The following is a 14,373-nucleotide window of genomic DNA, read 5'->3' as shown; positions in this document are numbered from 1 at the left end:
TCCGCCGATCGGGTAGTTCGCCCGTTTCGGCGTTTCCAGGTGCCGCGCCGCGCCTGTTAAACCGTGTGACACCCCAGATTGGTGGCCTGCGCGGCGAAGGAGTCGGCGTGGCAAAGACTGATTCGACGGGTTCCACGTGGCGGTACCAGTGGGCGCACCGGCAGAACGTGCGGCGGGTCAGCACGTACCGCGGCGCTGAGACTGCGTGGCGGCGACGCGACGACGAGTTACGGCGGCTACGCGCCCTGGCCGCCGACTTCCAGGGCTCGGCCGCCGCCGGCGCCGGGCTGGCATTGGAGTTGGCCGCCGACGAGGTGGTGCTCTGGGTGCTACCCGCGGCGCAACTGGTCGAGGTACGGCACACCGCTGTGCTGCCCGCGCCGGACCTCACCGTCGCCCCGGGAACCGGGCCGCTGCGCCCGCGCCGCCCGGACGGCGTACGCGTCACCGACGCCGGCATGGCCGTGATCACCAGCCGTCGACTCGTGCTGCTCGGCGGGCGGGGCCGGCGCGACTGGGCGTACGGCCGAATAACCGGCCTGTCCCACGACCCGGCGGCCCCGGTCACCCTGATCCAGGTGCTGGACCGGCGGCGTATCTCCGGGTTGTTGCTGCCCACCGACGCCGCGCCGGACTTCCGGTTCAAGCTCACCCTGGCTTTCGCCGACGCGATCGAACAGCGCGCGGCGGTGATCGCCCAACTCGACGAGCTGATTGCCGAGCACGCCCAGCTCAAGCCGTTCCGGCCGGCCGCGGCCACCCCCGGGCAGGCGCGACTGTCGTCGTTCGTGCCCGGTGGCCGCAGGAGCATCGCTGTGGCGGCGGCCATCGCGCTGCTGGTGCCGGCGGCACTCATCGAGTCGAACCCGTCCGACCCGAGGGGTGGCGCGGAGGTCGCCGCCGCAGCCACCCCGGCACCCACCGTCAGCGCCGCACCCGCGCGGATCGGCCCGGCGCTCGCCCTGAAATCCCCGCCGCCGAAGCCGACGAAGTCACCACGCCCGTCGCCCAGCGCTACCCAGGGCCCGCGCTGCGGGGCACCGGAGAACCCGCTGGGGTACGACTTCTGTGGCGGCACGCGGATTCGCAAGCCGGCCGTCGAGGTGTGCGACTGGTTCGACTGCGTACCGCAGTTCTGGGCCGGACGCGGTTACCTCGTGCAGTGCCGCGACGGTTCGGTGAGCCTGGCCGGCGGCCGGTCCACCGCCTGCGCCGGGCACCAGGGCGTACGGCGGACCATCACGAAGTGACCGATTCGGGGCCTGAAGTCCGCTTCGCTCGGCCAGAATGATCGAGTGGAGATCCGGTCTGACGATGGCGCTCGGGTGCGGGTACGCCCCGTGGGCTACCAGCCCGGCATCGACCCGCCCGACGACCTGGATGGGGCCACGCCCGGCTGGCACGACTGGCTGCTCATTGAGGTGGACGCCCGCACCGCCGACGGCCAGACCTGGTCGCACCACTACCCGAGCCTCATGGTCGAGGAGGCCCGCGCTCTCGGCGGCTGGCTGCACGGGCAGGCCACCGCCGCCCTCGCGCTCAGCGCGCCACCGGCGACGGTCCGGTTCACCGAACCCAACCTGGCCCTGCGCAGCCGGGTGCTGCGCCGCCGCCGGCTGGAGCTGACAGTGGAGTTCTCCGCCGAGTCACTGCCACCGTGGATGCGCCGCCCGTCCAGCGCCATCTACCCGCTGATCCTCACCGTCTCCGCTGACGCCCTGGCCACCGCCGCCGAACACTGGGTCGAGCACTGTGAGGCGTACCCACCGCGTACCCAGTCGCGGTTCCCGACCCACGGCCCGCAGCCGTACCGCCGACGAGCCGGCTGATCACCGTCCGGTACGGTGATCGTCGTCAGCCACGAGAGGAGGTGAGCCCGGTGACCATCCACCGTCATTCCTGGGCGCTCCTCTCCGCCGTCCCCCTCAGCTGACCTCTCGCGTCGGGGAGCGCCCTCCTTTTCCGGAGGACCAATGTCTGTCTCTTCGTTCCGCATCGACGTCTCCGATGCGGTTCTCGACGACCTGCGGGCTCGACTGGCCCGTACCCGCTTCACCGACCGCAGCGGCACCCAACCGTGGCAGGGCGGCGTCGATCCCGACTACCTGCGGGACCTGGTGTCCTACTGGCACGACGGCTTCGACTGGCGGGCTCGTGAAGCCGGGCTCAACGCGTACCCCCAGCACCTGGCCCTCGTCGGCGGCCGGAAGCTGCACTTCCTGCACGTCCGGGCCGCGCGCCCGGCCGGCGCGCCCGCGCCGTTGCCGTTGATCCTCAGCCACGGCTGGCCCAGCAGCTTCGTCGAGATGCTGCCGCTGGTCGACCGACTGACCGACCCTGACCGGCCCGGCGGCGCGTTCGACGTGGTGGTGCCCTCACTGCCCGGCTTCGGTTTCTCGGAGGCGCCGAACGAGCCGGTGACCCGGGCGCTGCTGGCTCGGACCCTGCACGAGCTGATGACCGACGTGCTCGGCTACCAGCGCTACGGTGCCTTCGGCGGCGACGTCGGTGGAGTGGTCACCGGCTGGCTCGGTGCCCTGTACCCGAAGCAGGTGGCCGGCATCCACATGATCCATCCACCGTTCCCGGCCAGCTTCGACGCCCGTCCGTTGTCGCCGGCCGAGCAGGCGTTCCTGGACGCCGAAGCCGCGTACGACGAGACCGACGGCGGCTACAGCGCCATCATGGGCACCCGCCCGGACACCCTGGCGGCGGCGCTGGCCGACTCGCCCGCCGGGCTGGCCGCGTGGATCGTCGACAAGTACCGGGACTGGAGCGACAACCACGGCGACCTGGCGAACAGCATCGACCGGGACACCCTGCTCACCATCATCACGCTCTACTGGGTGTCGGGCACCATCGGCTCGTCGTTCCGGCAGTACGCCGACTTCGACCACAACACACCACGACCCGACATCACCGTGCCCGCCGCGTTCACTGTGAGCACCGAGCCCTCGCAGGCAGACTTCCCCCGGGAAATCGCCGAGCGGGCCTGCACCGACATCCGGCACTGGAGCGAACCGGGCCGGGGCGGGCACTTCATGCCGTTGGAGGAGCCGGACCTGCTCGCCGGTGAGCTGAGGGAGTTCTTCACCTCGCTGCGCCCGTAGTCATCGCCCCGGCCTCGTAGCGTCCGGCCTGGCCGGCGGCTGTTCGGGTTCCCACCCGGACAGCCGTCGGCACGGACTACGCGCCGATCGACGCCTTGGCGGCGTCGATGGCGTCGGACAACTCCTCGGTGTACGTGAAGCCGTCCTCGACGATGGCCATGTCGACCCCGCACTCGCGCTGCCGCGCCCGCAGCAGCGTCTCCTCCAGCGGGGCCACCGGGAAGGCCAGCGGGTCGAGGTCGGGAGCGGAGTCCAGGTCGCGGACCAGGAGCCACTTGCTCTGCTCGTCGTAGACGACCACCCCGGCGGCGATTCCCCTGGTCCATTGGTCGAAGAGGGCGGCCAGGCTGGTGGCGGCGCGAACCGAGTCCCAGGCGTCGGGTGAGATCTCGTAGCGCCAGATCTCACCCTCGTGGTCGCCGGCCAGCACGAACGTATAGAGAACGACATCGAAGAAGAACAGGGGCAGTTGGTGCCGCCAGGGGAACGGCGTGCCGATCGACAACCCCAGGTACTGGAGCGCGTCACCGTCCTCCGGCCATGGCATCCGCCACCCCACGTCGGGCAGCACCTGCCGGTCGGGCCAGCGCTGCGCGTGCAACCAGGTCAACTGCTCCGCGATGTGATCCACGCCGAAGATCCGCGTGACCTGCGCCGGTGGCTGCCCGGCGGGCGACTCGCCGTAGTCCGGCCAGTCGAGGCCGGCAGCCGTCGCCGCCAGGCGATAGTCGCGTACCGCCGCCCGCAGCACCCGCATGTCGTCGAGCACCAGGAAACTCCTCCGCTGTAGGGATCACGCGCAGGCTAGCCCCGCAACGAGGGCTTCGGTGCCCGTCAAATCTCTTCTTTCGGGCGCAACGGGATACATCGATCCCGGTCGCGTTGCCTGTCACGTACGTGAGCGGTTGTACCGCGTGTGACCGTGACCTCTGTGGCCTGTGCCCCCTGGCGAATCGCCTGGGCCGAGCGCGAGAACGAGCGCCGGCAGCGCGCGTACCGCGACGCCACCGACGCCTGGCGGCACCGCGGCGACCACCTGGCGCGGCTCCGCATCGAAGCCGCCAGCTTCCTCGGGTGTACGCAGCCCCGCACCGGCCTACCGGTGGAGCTCGACGACGACGAACTCGTCTTCCGCGTCCTCCCCGTCGCCACGCTGGTCGAGGCGGAGGCGCGGCACGTCCCCGGCCTGCCCAGGCCGGGCGGCTCCTGTTCCCTCGCTGAGCCCTCTTCGGAGGACCTGCCGCCGGGCCTACGGATCGTCGACACGGGCATGGCCGTGGTGACCAGTCGACGCGTCGCCTTCGGCGGACGGGAGCACCGGCGAGAGTGGCGGTACGCCGATGTGATCGGCCCCGCCCACCACCCCGATGTGCCGGTCACCCTGCTGCCCGACCGCTGTCGACTTGACGGGCTGCTGGTCCCGGCCGGTGCCGTGGTGAACTTCCGCTTCTATCTCGCCCTCGCGGCTACCGACGATCGCGCTGCCGTCATCGCGCAGATGGACGCGCTGCTGGCCGCACACCGGGCCGCCCCGCCCGCGTCTCCTCTGCTGGTGGACCCCGACGACGCGCCGCTGACGGCGGTACGCCCCGACCGCCGGGCGCTCGGGGCTGCCGCCGTCGCCGCCGTGGTGGTCGTGACGCTCGGCCCGGGTGCCCTGGGGCCCAATGCTCTGGGGCCTGGCGCATGGGGTCCTCGCGGGCCGGTGCCCTTGGCGGAGATCGTCGCCTTGGACGTGCCGACGGCTGGGGCGGTTCTTGTTCCGACCGGTCCGGCGGCACCCAGGTCGCGGGTCGGTTCCGCCGACAGCGCCGTATGGAACCCGCCGTCCGTCCCGGTTGCCAGGCCGTCCGCCTCGGCAGACGTCTCCACAGTGCCGTCCCCGGTGGTGGCGGTGGCCCTGCCGCCGGCCGCTACGCCGTCCGTCGTGCCGACCCCGTCGGCCACTTCGGTGCCGACGACAGCCCCGCCCGTTTCGGCTCCTCCTACGCCGCCCGTCGCGTCGGCCTCGCCGGTGCCGACTGCGACCGCAACGCCTACGCCCTCGCCGGATCCGGGATTGCTGGCTATCTGCCTCGACCCTGTTCAGCTGCCGGTGCTGGACCCGCTGCTCTGCCCGTCTCCGGCGCCCTGATCGGCGTCGCTGCTTGCCGTTTGGTCAGTTCATGGCGCTGAAGTCGGGGACGGTTAGGGAGCCGTCCTTCGCGAGGGTGAAGCCGGGGTTCCAGGCGATCTCCCAGAGGTGGCCGTCCGGGTCGGCGAAGTAGCCGGCGTAGCCGCCGTAAAAGGTCTCCCGGGCCGGCTTGGTCACCGTCGCGCCGGCCTTGGTCGCCGTGGCGATCACCTCGTCGACCTCTGCTTGGGAGCGGACGTTCTGGGCGAGGGTCATCGCGCCGGTGCCCGGACCTTCGATGCCCGCGTCCTCGGCGAGCTTGTCGCGGCCCCAGAGGACGAGGGCCAGGCCGCCGGCCTGGAAGAAGACCGTCTCCTCGACCTCCTGGCCTCGCCAGCCGAGCTGCTCGTAGAAGGCTTTCGCGCGGGCCACGTCCGCGACTCCCAGGGTGATCAGGCTGATCCGCTGCTCCATGGTCTTCAACCTAACGCTAAGAGCCAGTCCGGCCGCGCCACCGGCATGACTCAGTCCGCGGTGGCCCGCTTCGAGGCAGGCGGGACCGTGCTGGTCGCCGGCCCAGAACCCGGTTTCGCTGCCATCGCGGCACGGCTGCGCTCCACCTCTTCGGCGACGTGCTCCATGAACCAACGCATCACCGGGTACGGCACGACCTGCTCGCCGCCGCCGAAGGCAACGGTGGGTACTCGCACCGGATCCTCGTCCGGCACGACCGCCAGGAGAATCGACGGCCCGGGCAGATGATCAACGGCGCCGGGCAGATCGGCCCAGGCTGGCGGGGCCGGTTCTGTCTCACTGAGCTCTAAATACCAGGCTTCGTCGGGTACCGAGTACATGGCCTGAACCCTGTATTGGACGTCCGCGTGCAGCAGAACCGGCGCTGGCATTTCTCCAGGCTGTCATGACGCCCACGTCGTGGTCCCAACGCCTCCGAGGTCCTCTGACTGCTGGAGGCTTAGGCGGCGATGGTTCGGGCGGTGGCGTAGACGTCGGCGGGTAGGGCGTGGTGGAGCTGCCACAGGACGCGCATGGGTCGGTCACCGGTGTGCGAGTCGTACGTCATGGTGCCGGCGTACAGGTAGGGCGGTGCGCCCAGGTCGCGGTCGGCGATGCGGGTCTCCCGAATGAAGAGGTGCACTGTCGACCCACCTGATGTGTAGCGCTGCCCGGTCGCCGACGCCGACGAGGTGGTGCTCTGCGACTCCCACTGGAACAGGGTGTCGGTGATGGCCCGGTCGGCGTACATGGTGGTGGGGGAGTAGTGGGCTTCCGACTTGACCAGGGTGACGAAGAACAGGTCGGCCTGGGCGTCAGGCAGCCACTTCACCCCCTCACGTAGCGATCCCGGGTTGGTCATTCCGAAGGCGGCGCATGCCTCGTTGCGGCTGTACCGGGCGTGCACCCGCAGCGGAACCGCCCCGGCCACAAGCGTGGGCGTGACCCGGTGGATGCGGTCCCGCAACACCTCGGCGACCTGCCGCAACTCGGCGCAGCGGGCCGGCTCCTTCCACAGCCGCGCCAGCCGTTCGTCGCGTGTCGCAAGCGGGGCGTTCGGCCCCCAGAGGCTGAAGTGCAGCATGTCGAGCAGTCGGCTGTTGCCCGCGTACACCGGTTGACCTGGCGCGGGCGGTCCGGCCGCAACCTTCGTCAGCAGCTCTAGCCGGTCCATGTCGTCGGTGTGCAGCATTCGACCGATGGCCCGGCCCAACTCCCGGTCGTCCGGGCCGGGCGCGGCCGTCTCGACGCCGGCGAGCCGCCGCAGCCCGGTCCAGCCGCCGATGCTGGCTGATCGGTACACGTCCTCGATCTCCAGGCCGGTCTCATGCAAGAACGTCGCCAGGGTGACGTCGCCGAGTTGCCGCAGCTCAGAGACCAGGCCAGCCTTCGAGGTGGGCAATGCGCTCTTCAAATTGGCGAGGACTAGGTCCTTTGCCACCCGGTCCAGCTCGACGTGGCAGCCGCTGGGCAGGCTCGGGAAGTCCTCGCGGACCGCCTCGGTGATCGCGCGCCGGCTGACCCCGGTCAGGGCACGCCACCGCAGGTCGAAGCGGAAGTTGGCGTTCTGCCCGCCGATGAAGTCGAGGACCGTGAGGCAGGGCTTGTCGTCGTCGAGGCGCAGACCACGGCCGAGCTGTTGCAGGAAGATCGTGGCGCTCTCGGTGGGGCGCAGCATCAGGATGGTGTCGACCATCGGCAGGTCGACGCCCTCGTTGAACAGGTCCACTGTGAAGAGCACCCGCAGCGTGCCTGCCTTGAAGTCCCGCAACAGCCCGGCGCGATCGGTGCCGGCGCGCGAGGTCACCGCCGCAGACGGCACGCCGTGGTCGTTGAACCACTTGGCCATGAACTCGGCGTGCCCGATGCTCACGCAGAACCCGAGCGCCCGCATCCGCCCGACGTCCACCTTGTCGCTGACCGCGCGCAACACGGACCGCGCCCGTGCGTGGTTGCCGGTGTAGACGACGTCCAGCTCCGCCGGGTCGTAGCCCTGGCCGCGTTTCCAGGCGAGGTGCGACAGGTCCACGTCGTCGTGCAGCCCGAAGTACTGGAAGGGCGACAACAACTGCCGCTCCAACGCGTCCCACAGGTGCAGCTCAACTGCCGCGCGTCCGTCGAACCACCGGCGCACGTCGCCGCCGTCGGCCCGGTCGGGGGTCGCGGTCAGTCCGAGGAGTACGCGGGGACGCAGGCGCTCCAACAAGCGTGTGTACGTCGGTGCTTCGGCATGGTGAAACTCGTCGACGATCACCATGTCGTACGCCTCGGGGTCGACCTCGCGGCGGTGCAGCGACTGGATGGAGGCGAAGACGTGCTTCCAACCGTTCGGTTTCTCGCCCGCGACAAGCGTCTCGCCGAAGCTACCGTCGCCCATGACCTGTCGGAACGTAGACAGGCTCTGCCGCAGGATCTGCTCCTGATGAGCGACGAAGAGCAGCGAATCTGCTCGTTTCGCCTTGTGCAGCCGGCGATAGTCCAGGGCAGCGACGACGGTCTTGCCGGTGCCTGTCGCCATCACCACCAGGTTGCGCCAGCGCCCGTGCACCAGGCGCTCAGCGTCCAGGTCGGCAAGGATCTCCGCCTGGTACGGGTACGGGCGCACGTCAAGGTTCGAGATCGCAGTCGGTGCGTCGTCGCGGCGTTCCCCACTCAACGCATGCCGTAGCCGGTCGGCGTCCCTGGTCGCGTCGTACGCCTCGAACGCCGGATCGTTCCAGTAGTCCTCGAACGTCGCCGTGAACGTGTCGATGACGTGCGGCTGCTCGATGTTCGAGATGCGGACGTTCCACTCCACGCCGTCCACCAGCGCGGTCTTCGACAGGTTTGACGAGCCGACGTAAGCGGTGGTGGTGCCGTTGGCACGGCGGAAGAGCCAGGCCTTGGCGTGCAGCCGTGTGGTCCGCGTCTCGTACGACACCTTGACCTCTGCGCCCAGCTCCTTGAGCCGGTCTAGCGCTCGCTGATCCGTTGCGCCGAGGTAGGTGGTGGTGATGACACGAACCTTGCCGCCTCGGTCGATCAGGTCTCGGATGGCGTGCTCGACGATGCGCAAGCCGTACCACTTGATGAACGCGCAGAGCAGATCGACGCTCTCGGCCGACGCCATCTCGTGGTTGACCTCGTGGCCGATGCGGGGCTGGTGGCGGCCGTTGACCAGCAGCGCTCCGGTGGAGAGGGGGGTAGTGGGGCGCTGCGGGAAGGCTGGCAGCGCCGGTGGGGTCGGCGGGGCGGCGATGGCGTGCAGCAGGTGCTTGGCGTCGGTGACCTGGTCCAGATCGGTCGCTGCCTTGGGGCTCAGGGTGGCGATGGCTTCCGCGATCTGGTTCGCCATTGCGATCTGGTGGTGGAGCTTGTCGTCGCCGTTAGGGACGGACTGAAGGGCTCGGGCGGCCAAGGTGGCGATGTGCCGTGCGAGGGTGGTGTGCGCGTCGGCCGGGTCGAGGTTGTGGTGCTGGACCAGGGCGGGGTCGACGTGCTGGAGGCGGTCAGCCAGCTCACGGGTGATCAGGTGCTCGTACACACCCCGCTCAAGATCGGTCATCCAGGCAAGGTATCCGGCGCCAGGCCGTAGCGCGTCCCTGGACAGGCCTCGCCTTATGTCCGAACGGTGACACATACTTAGGGGATCTTGGCGGAACTACTCACGTGGAACACAATTTCCGCTCACCGCGAAACTAGCGTTGCTGCCTCCTCACCGGCGAGGCCCTGGCTGAGCAGAATTCTTAGCGTTGATTAGCGAATTCTGGCTTCGCGGTCCCGCACCCCGGCCTTTAGTGCTAATTACTCACTCATGAGGAGGTCCGCCGGCTTAGGGCCTCCAATCTCGCCACCCACCTCCTCCTCGTCCTCCATTTGATTGCTTGGATCGAAGTCGGAAAAGTCGATTGCCCATCGTTCGAGTGCCCAATCTGCAAGACGCTCTTGTCGTCCTAGTACTTGCTCTGGCGTCCAGTCGGCAAGCCGGGCCAATTCCTGCTCTTGTGCGAGGGGCGCTTGGGCGTAGCAAGTCTTTGCCGCAACGCCTGGGCCAGATGATCCGCGTTTGTCGGGAAAGTCTTTATTTGAGTAGGCGCTATTATCTCTAGTTAGAACGAGATTCCCCAGAGCGTGTGTCAGTTGTCGTCGCTCGTTCCCGTCGAACCGTTTCAGCCAATACGGGGAACTTGCGGTTTGTGGCAAGATGTGCTCGATCGTCTTCTCGCGCTTACTCTTCTCGAAGAAGGCGTAGCTGATGTCTGTCGTCGCTCCGCCCAAGAGGTGGAGCTCATACTCGTAGAGGAAGAATTTCAATGCTCCCCATCGATACCAGTTGAACTCCGTATCCAAAAGTGACTGTCGCACGTACGTGTCGTTCGCGTAATCCATCGCGAGTGCGCGTACTGCCGTTTCGACAGACGAAGGAGTGCGCTTTCCGGTATACACCTCGTGCGCCAACCGGTACAGCCGTGTTTGCGCAGCATCGGCACGGTACCCCCCAATGAGATACGTGCGGACGGCGAAACGCTCACATAAATCGAGAACCCTAAGGTATGCATCGCCATCTTTCGGAGCCCGTTCGCGGAGTGCAATCATCAACGGTTGAAAGACTGCGACGGTGCCTGCTCGGGACAACCGCTCATGGGCGCTACGTGCCTTCGTGGCATCGGTTTCGAATTCTGAGAATGCCTGCAAATCAGGTCGAAGTGAGTCGGCATACGCTCGGGCTGCTCTGGCTAGTGAATCGACGTACCCACCGACTTCCTGAATCAATAAGTCGGGTTTGCCGAAATATTGCTGACGCGGAAAATGCGACTTAAGTGACTTGATGCCCTTCCATTTCGTCGGGACCGGGTCAACTGCGGCGAGCCAATGGGCGCGGAGGAACTGGTCCTCGCCCGCTGGTGAAACCATTGCTACCTCTAGCAGGAGTCGGTAAATCGTCGACCAGGCCGCGTTGATGCGGTCGGCCAAAGCCTCTTGCTGACCGCTCGGGATCCTGGCGGCGAGGAAAAGTAGATAATTCTTAACCTTCTCGAGCTCTGTCAGCGGCTTACCGCGGTCATTCAGCGTCTCGAAGATGACGCCCACCTCAGCCTGCTGGTGCAAGGTATACAGTGTGAAGTGCAACCCGGTTACTACGAGGTTCCGGAGGGAGAACAGCGCCTCCACCGGGTCGTCTAGCTCGGAAGCGATCTGTTCCACATGTCGTCGTATCTGCAGTGCTGCGGCTTGGAGCCTTCTTGCCGACAGCGTCTCTGGTGGAGCTGCATGCGTGTCATTAAGTAGCGCAGTCCATACCGCTGCAGAATCGGGTCCCACTTGGAGCTTATTTCTAGGCGCACCCTTCTCGGAGATGAGAAGGAATTGACGTCTTAGGCCCAGAGCCGCTTCTTCGCGGCCAGCCGTGTGTAGGGCGCGGCGCAGCTCGTTTAGTAGGAGACATAGCGTTGTCAGTCGCTGTTGGCCGTCTACAACATCCGCTCGTACAAGGGCATTCGACTCATCATCGACTAGCGGCTCCCCGCCGCCAAGCAAGACAATCGTGCCCGTGTAATGAGTCTTGCCCGGTTCTAGGAGGCTGAGGTCGTCGAGGAAGTCCTGGACTTGGTCCTGCTCCCAGGCGTAGCCGCGCTGGTAGTCCGGAATGGTTAGCAGGCGAGGCCGAAGAACTTCAGTTGCTGACACCGTCAGGCTCATGTGGACACTCTAGAGGGCTGATCGGTCGTGGGCCATCCTTCCGAAGACGGCTCTTGATCCTCGATTTGGCCGGAGTTGAACCATCTGGATGGACCCATCTGGACGGGGCGGTCCTTCGGGGTGCGCCAAAGCCGGGTCCGACACGGGTGAGGAAGGGCTGCCCACGCCAGCGACGCCGCTTGGGTTGCGTGCCTGAGTGACGAGACCGTTATCGTGTATGTCTTGGGCTATTGGTGCGCCCCTCAGTTAATCTTGCCGGGGCTCCGATAGGGCGCAGGAGGACATCGAACATTGGAGCCGCTTCCCAGGTCGGCTGCAGCCTGGTGACCTTTGTCCAGCCCCAAGACCGGTACGCTGATTGGGCGGCAGCGTTGGCGGGCCGAACCAGCAGCGTCGCTCGCGCCTCGGTCCGGTTGGCTAGCAACTCATCGTGCAGCACGGCTGCGATGCCTCGACGTCGCCAAGCGGGGTGTACTAGCAGTTCGCTGAGCGCGAACGTGCGCTTCCCGTCCTCGTCGGTAAACCCGGGCGGCACCGGCTCATGGATGCCTTCCCACCATCGCGTCTGTGAAGGTAGCGGAAAGCCGTAGATGTAGCCGGCCAAGGCCCCGCCGACAGTTGCGGTGACCAACTCCCACCCAGCTCGCTGCATGTGGAGGTCGAGCTGGCGCCGGTAGCGGTCCTCGCTGTAGAACTCGCCGCCACCCGCGTAGACCTCCAAGTAGAGGTCCACGAGCTGATCGAGGATCTCTCTAGCCTCCTCAGCGCTGTAATGGCGAAGCTGCAAGCCCTCGATCACAGGCTCACCGCCTGGTCGTAGGCGTCGACGAACTGACGGGTTGTCGTGGTCGCTTGCCGTGGTGCCGCCAAGCTTCCGCGCACCTGCGCAAGATGCTGACTCACCCGCTTCGAGTTGATCTGGCGCACGGCAGGTAGGACGTTCAGAGCGATCCGAGCCGCCTCGTTGACGTCGCCCTGCTGGTACGTCGCCTCTGAGAGCCGCACCATGTAGTAGACCTGGTTCCGCCGATGGCTAGGCGAGGGGTTGGCAGTGATCGCGCGCAACGACTGAACAGCGCGCTCGGGTCTGCCGAGGGCGAGGTAAGAGAGCCCTTCGATCCCGTTCAGTTCCTGGGCGTTCACGAAGTGCACGAAACCCTGGTCATCCTCGTGAGGGCCGCGGTCCAACTCACGGCGGGCCTTGGTCATCTCGCGGCTGAATCCACTGGCATCTCCGAGGACGGCGTTTGCATGTGCCCTGCGTAGGTGCAGCAACGTGGTGAGTCGTGGTGTGGCCCACCCGGCGGAGATCCGCAGGGCTGCTTCGGCGCAGTGCAGTGACTCGCCGGGCTGACTCTCGCGGATCAGCAGGGACAGGTGTGTGAGGGCGCGAACTTCCGCCTGTGGGTCGTCCGCGATTCGGGCACGGGTAATCGCCTCATGCAGGTACGGCCGCGCCTCAGACCGGCGATCCGCGTCGATAGCGAGCCAGGCAGCCTCGATGGACAGATCAGCCAAGGCGCTTTGAAGCGCGTCACCGACCTCACGGCTGTAGCTTGCCCGCGCTGCCCAGGCCGACAGTCTGGTGTGCGCTTGCATAGCGACGTCGCAAAGCAGGTCGGCCCCGACGGCCGCATCAACCCGTCGGAGATCGTCAACCAGGGAACTGGCGAGCCGTACCTGCTCCATGCCGATGCTTCCCGGCACCTCGGCAGACGGTCCGGGGAGCAGGTACGTGTGACCGCCTGCGGCGAGTCCCGCGAGTGCGGCCAGGACGTTGAAGCGTCGGCGGTCCGTAACGCCACCCCCTTGGCTCGATGCCTGTTCCACATTAACCGTCACGGCTGCCGGGTCGCCTCGTTCGACCACCTGGTCGTCGCCATGTGCGCCAATTGCTTCGCTACCCATAGGGCTTGCATTGGCCCAGCAATCCTGGCCAGGAAGGCGGAACCAGAGGCTGCCCGCAGGCACCCGAAGGAGCTGCGCCCAGTGCGCCAACCGATCCAGGTGCACCAGCGGCGGGCCGTTCTCCACCCGACTCAACTGTGCCTGCGTGATCCCCAACCACCCCGCCACCACGGACTGCGGCAAGGCGACTCGCCCGTGATACGGATGGCACCGGTACGCCCGGATCACCCGCCCCAGATGCCGCTCGGCCAGCGCGAGTCGCACGGGCTCGTGCTCCCAGAAGCTCGCCGGCACCTTTGGTGGGGCGCTCAACCGGTCTCGCTCGGCGGCCTGGCACGGGGTGCACCGTCCGCTGTCGTTGTCCCGGGCCAGCCGTCCGCCGCACCGAGGGCAGTTCGCGTGTGTCACCGGCGGCTCCGTCCGTCTCGCCTCATCGAGCCTATCCATTGAACACGCTGCGTGGAGCACTGGTATACGCGCGACGCATATCGTCAGAGGACCGCCAATAAGCAGCGACTGCTCAGGACGGGCGCGCCGCCCGCAGCGCGTCGATGACCACGCCCCAACGCTCCGGCCCGTTCACCGAGTCCAGCGGCTTTCCGTCGGCCACGACCACGCCCGCAGCGCGCAGCACCTCCAGGTGGCCCGCATACGCCGGATGCGCGGCCAACTCCGCCTTGGTGTGCGGGAACGCGATGATCGGCAGCCCAGCCCCCAGCGACTCGTTGAGGACGCCGAGCGCCAGCGTGTCGTTGATGCCCAACGCCCACTTCGTCACCGTGTTGAACGTGACCGGGGCGGCCACCACCACATCAGCGGCCGGGTGCGGCTCGGGGTCGCCGGGCATCCGCCACTCCACGCGTACCAGATAGCCGGTCTTGTCCTGTAACGCCGCCCGGTCGAGCCACGACGCGGCGGTGGGGCTGACGATCATGCAGACCCGCCACCCGTCGGCGATCAGGAGGTCGACCAGCTCCTCGATGTGTTCCGCCGGTCCCGCGGCGCAGACGACCAGATACAGCACCGGGCGTTCCGTCATGCCCGCAGTCT

General features: G+C 67.5%; 12 protein-coding genes. 4 read left to right on the top strand and 8 right to left on the bottom strand.

The window, feature by feature from the left end; translation table 11 throughout:
• Positions 1–107 precede the first annotated feature (107 nt).
• The 3 genes from ACLQ3F_RS22455 (at position 108) to ACLQ3F_RS22445 (ending at position 3,110) form a co-directional block, all read left to right on the top strand.
• Positions 108–1,250 (top strand): hypothetical protein, encoded by a 1,143-nt coding sequence (locus ACLQ3F_RS22455; RefSeq protein WP_425851209.1) that lies wholly within the window; start codon positions 108–110, stop codon positions 1,248–1,250.
• Between the two features lie 45 nt (positions 1,251–1,295).
• Positions 1,296–1,829, top strand: a complete 534-nt coding sequence (locus ACLQ3F_RS22450) for a WapI family immunity protein (RefSeq protein ID WP_357204279.1) — start codon at positions 1,296–1,298, stop codon at positions 1,827–1,829.
• Positions 1,830–1,973: 144 nt separating this feature from the next.
• The gene (locus tag ACLQ3F_RS22445) at positions 1,974–3,110 is read left to right on the top strand and encodes an epoxide hydrolase family protein (RefSeq protein ID WP_425851207.1); all 1,137 of its coding nucleotides are present in this window, start codon (positions 1,974–1,976) and stop codon (positions 3,108–3,110) included.
• A 76-nt stretch (positions 3,111–3,186) separates the two neighbouring features.
• Here the strand turns inward: ACLQ3F_RS22445 and ACLQ3F_RS22440 are convergent, their stop codons facing one another.
• Positions 3,187–3,879, bottom strand: coding sequence for a hypothetical protein (locus tag ACLQ3F_RS22440; RefSeq protein ID WP_425851206.1), 693 nt, complete (start codon positions 3,877–3,879; stop codon positions 3,187–3,189).
• A 162-nt stretch (positions 3,880–4,041) separates the two neighbouring features.
• On the opposite strand from ACLQ3F_RS22440, the gene ACLQ3F_RS22435 reads away from it, so the two are divergent.
• Positions 4,042–5,244 (top strand): hypothetical protein, encoded by a 1,203-nt coding sequence (locus ACLQ3F_RS22435; RefSeq protein WP_425851204.1) that lies wholly within the window; start codon positions 4,042–4,044, stop codon positions 5,242–5,244.
• A gap of 24 nt (positions 5,245–5,268) precedes the next feature.
• Here the strand turns inward: ACLQ3F_RS22435 and ACLQ3F_RS22430 are convergent, their stop codons facing one another.
• From ACLQ3F_RS22430 to ACLQ3F_RS22400, 7 genes are all read right to left on the bottom strand, one after another.
• Entirely contained in the window at positions 5,269–5,697 is a 429-nt protein-coding gene (locus ACLQ3F_RS22430; RefSeq protein WP_425851202.1) for a VOC family protein, read from the bottom strand.
• Between the two features lie 50 nt (positions 5,698–5,747).
• Positions 5,748–6,128, bottom strand: coding sequence for a hypothetical protein (locus ACLQ3F_RS22425; RefSeq protein WP_425851200.1), 381 nt, complete (start codon positions 6,126–6,128; stop codon positions 5,748–5,750).
• A gap of 68 nt (positions 6,129–6,196) precedes the next feature.
• Complete coding sequence (locus ACLQ3F_RS22420) at positions 6,197–9,280, bottom strand: DUF3427 domain-containing protein (protein ID WP_425851199.1); 3,084 nt, start codon at positions 9,278–9,280, stop codon at positions 6,197–6,199.
• 239 nt (positions 9,281–9,519) lie between these two features.
• The gene (locus ACLQ3F_RS22415; RefSeq protein ID WP_425851197.1) at positions 9,520–11,415 is read right to left on the bottom strand and encodes a DUF262 domain-containing protein; all 1,896 of its coding nucleotides are present in this window, start codon (positions 11,413–11,415) and stop codon (positions 9,520–9,522) included.
• 208 nt (positions 11,416–11,623) lie between these two features.
• The gene (locus ACLQ3F_RS22410) at positions 11,624–12,148 is read right to left on the bottom strand and encodes a GNAT family N-acetyltransferase (protein ID WP_425851358.1); all 525 of its coding nucleotides are present in this window, start codon (positions 12,146–12,148) and stop codon (positions 11,624–11,626) included.
• Positions 12,149–12,210: 62 nt separating this feature from the next.
• Positions 12,211–13,587: a helix-turn-helix domain-containing protein gene (locus ACLQ3F_RS22405; RefSeq protein ID WP_425851196.1), complete on the bottom strand. Its 1,377-nt coding sequence runs from the start codon at positions 13,585–13,587 to the stop codon at positions 12,211–12,213.
• Between the two features lie 256 nt (positions 13,588–13,843).
• Entirely contained in the window at positions 13,844–14,362 is a 519-nt protein-coding gene (locus ACLQ3F_RS22400; RefSeq protein ID WP_425851195.1) for a flavoprotein, read from the bottom strand.
• Positions 14,363–14,373 lie beyond the last annotated feature (11 nt).

Origin of the sequence: Micromonospora sp. DT15 (assembly GCF_049841475.1) — a bacterium.
GTDB lineage: Bacteria > Actinomycetota > Actinomycetes > Mycobacteriales > Micromonosporaceae > Micromonospora.
This window is presented reverse-complemented; position numbering and strand designations above follow the sequence as displayed.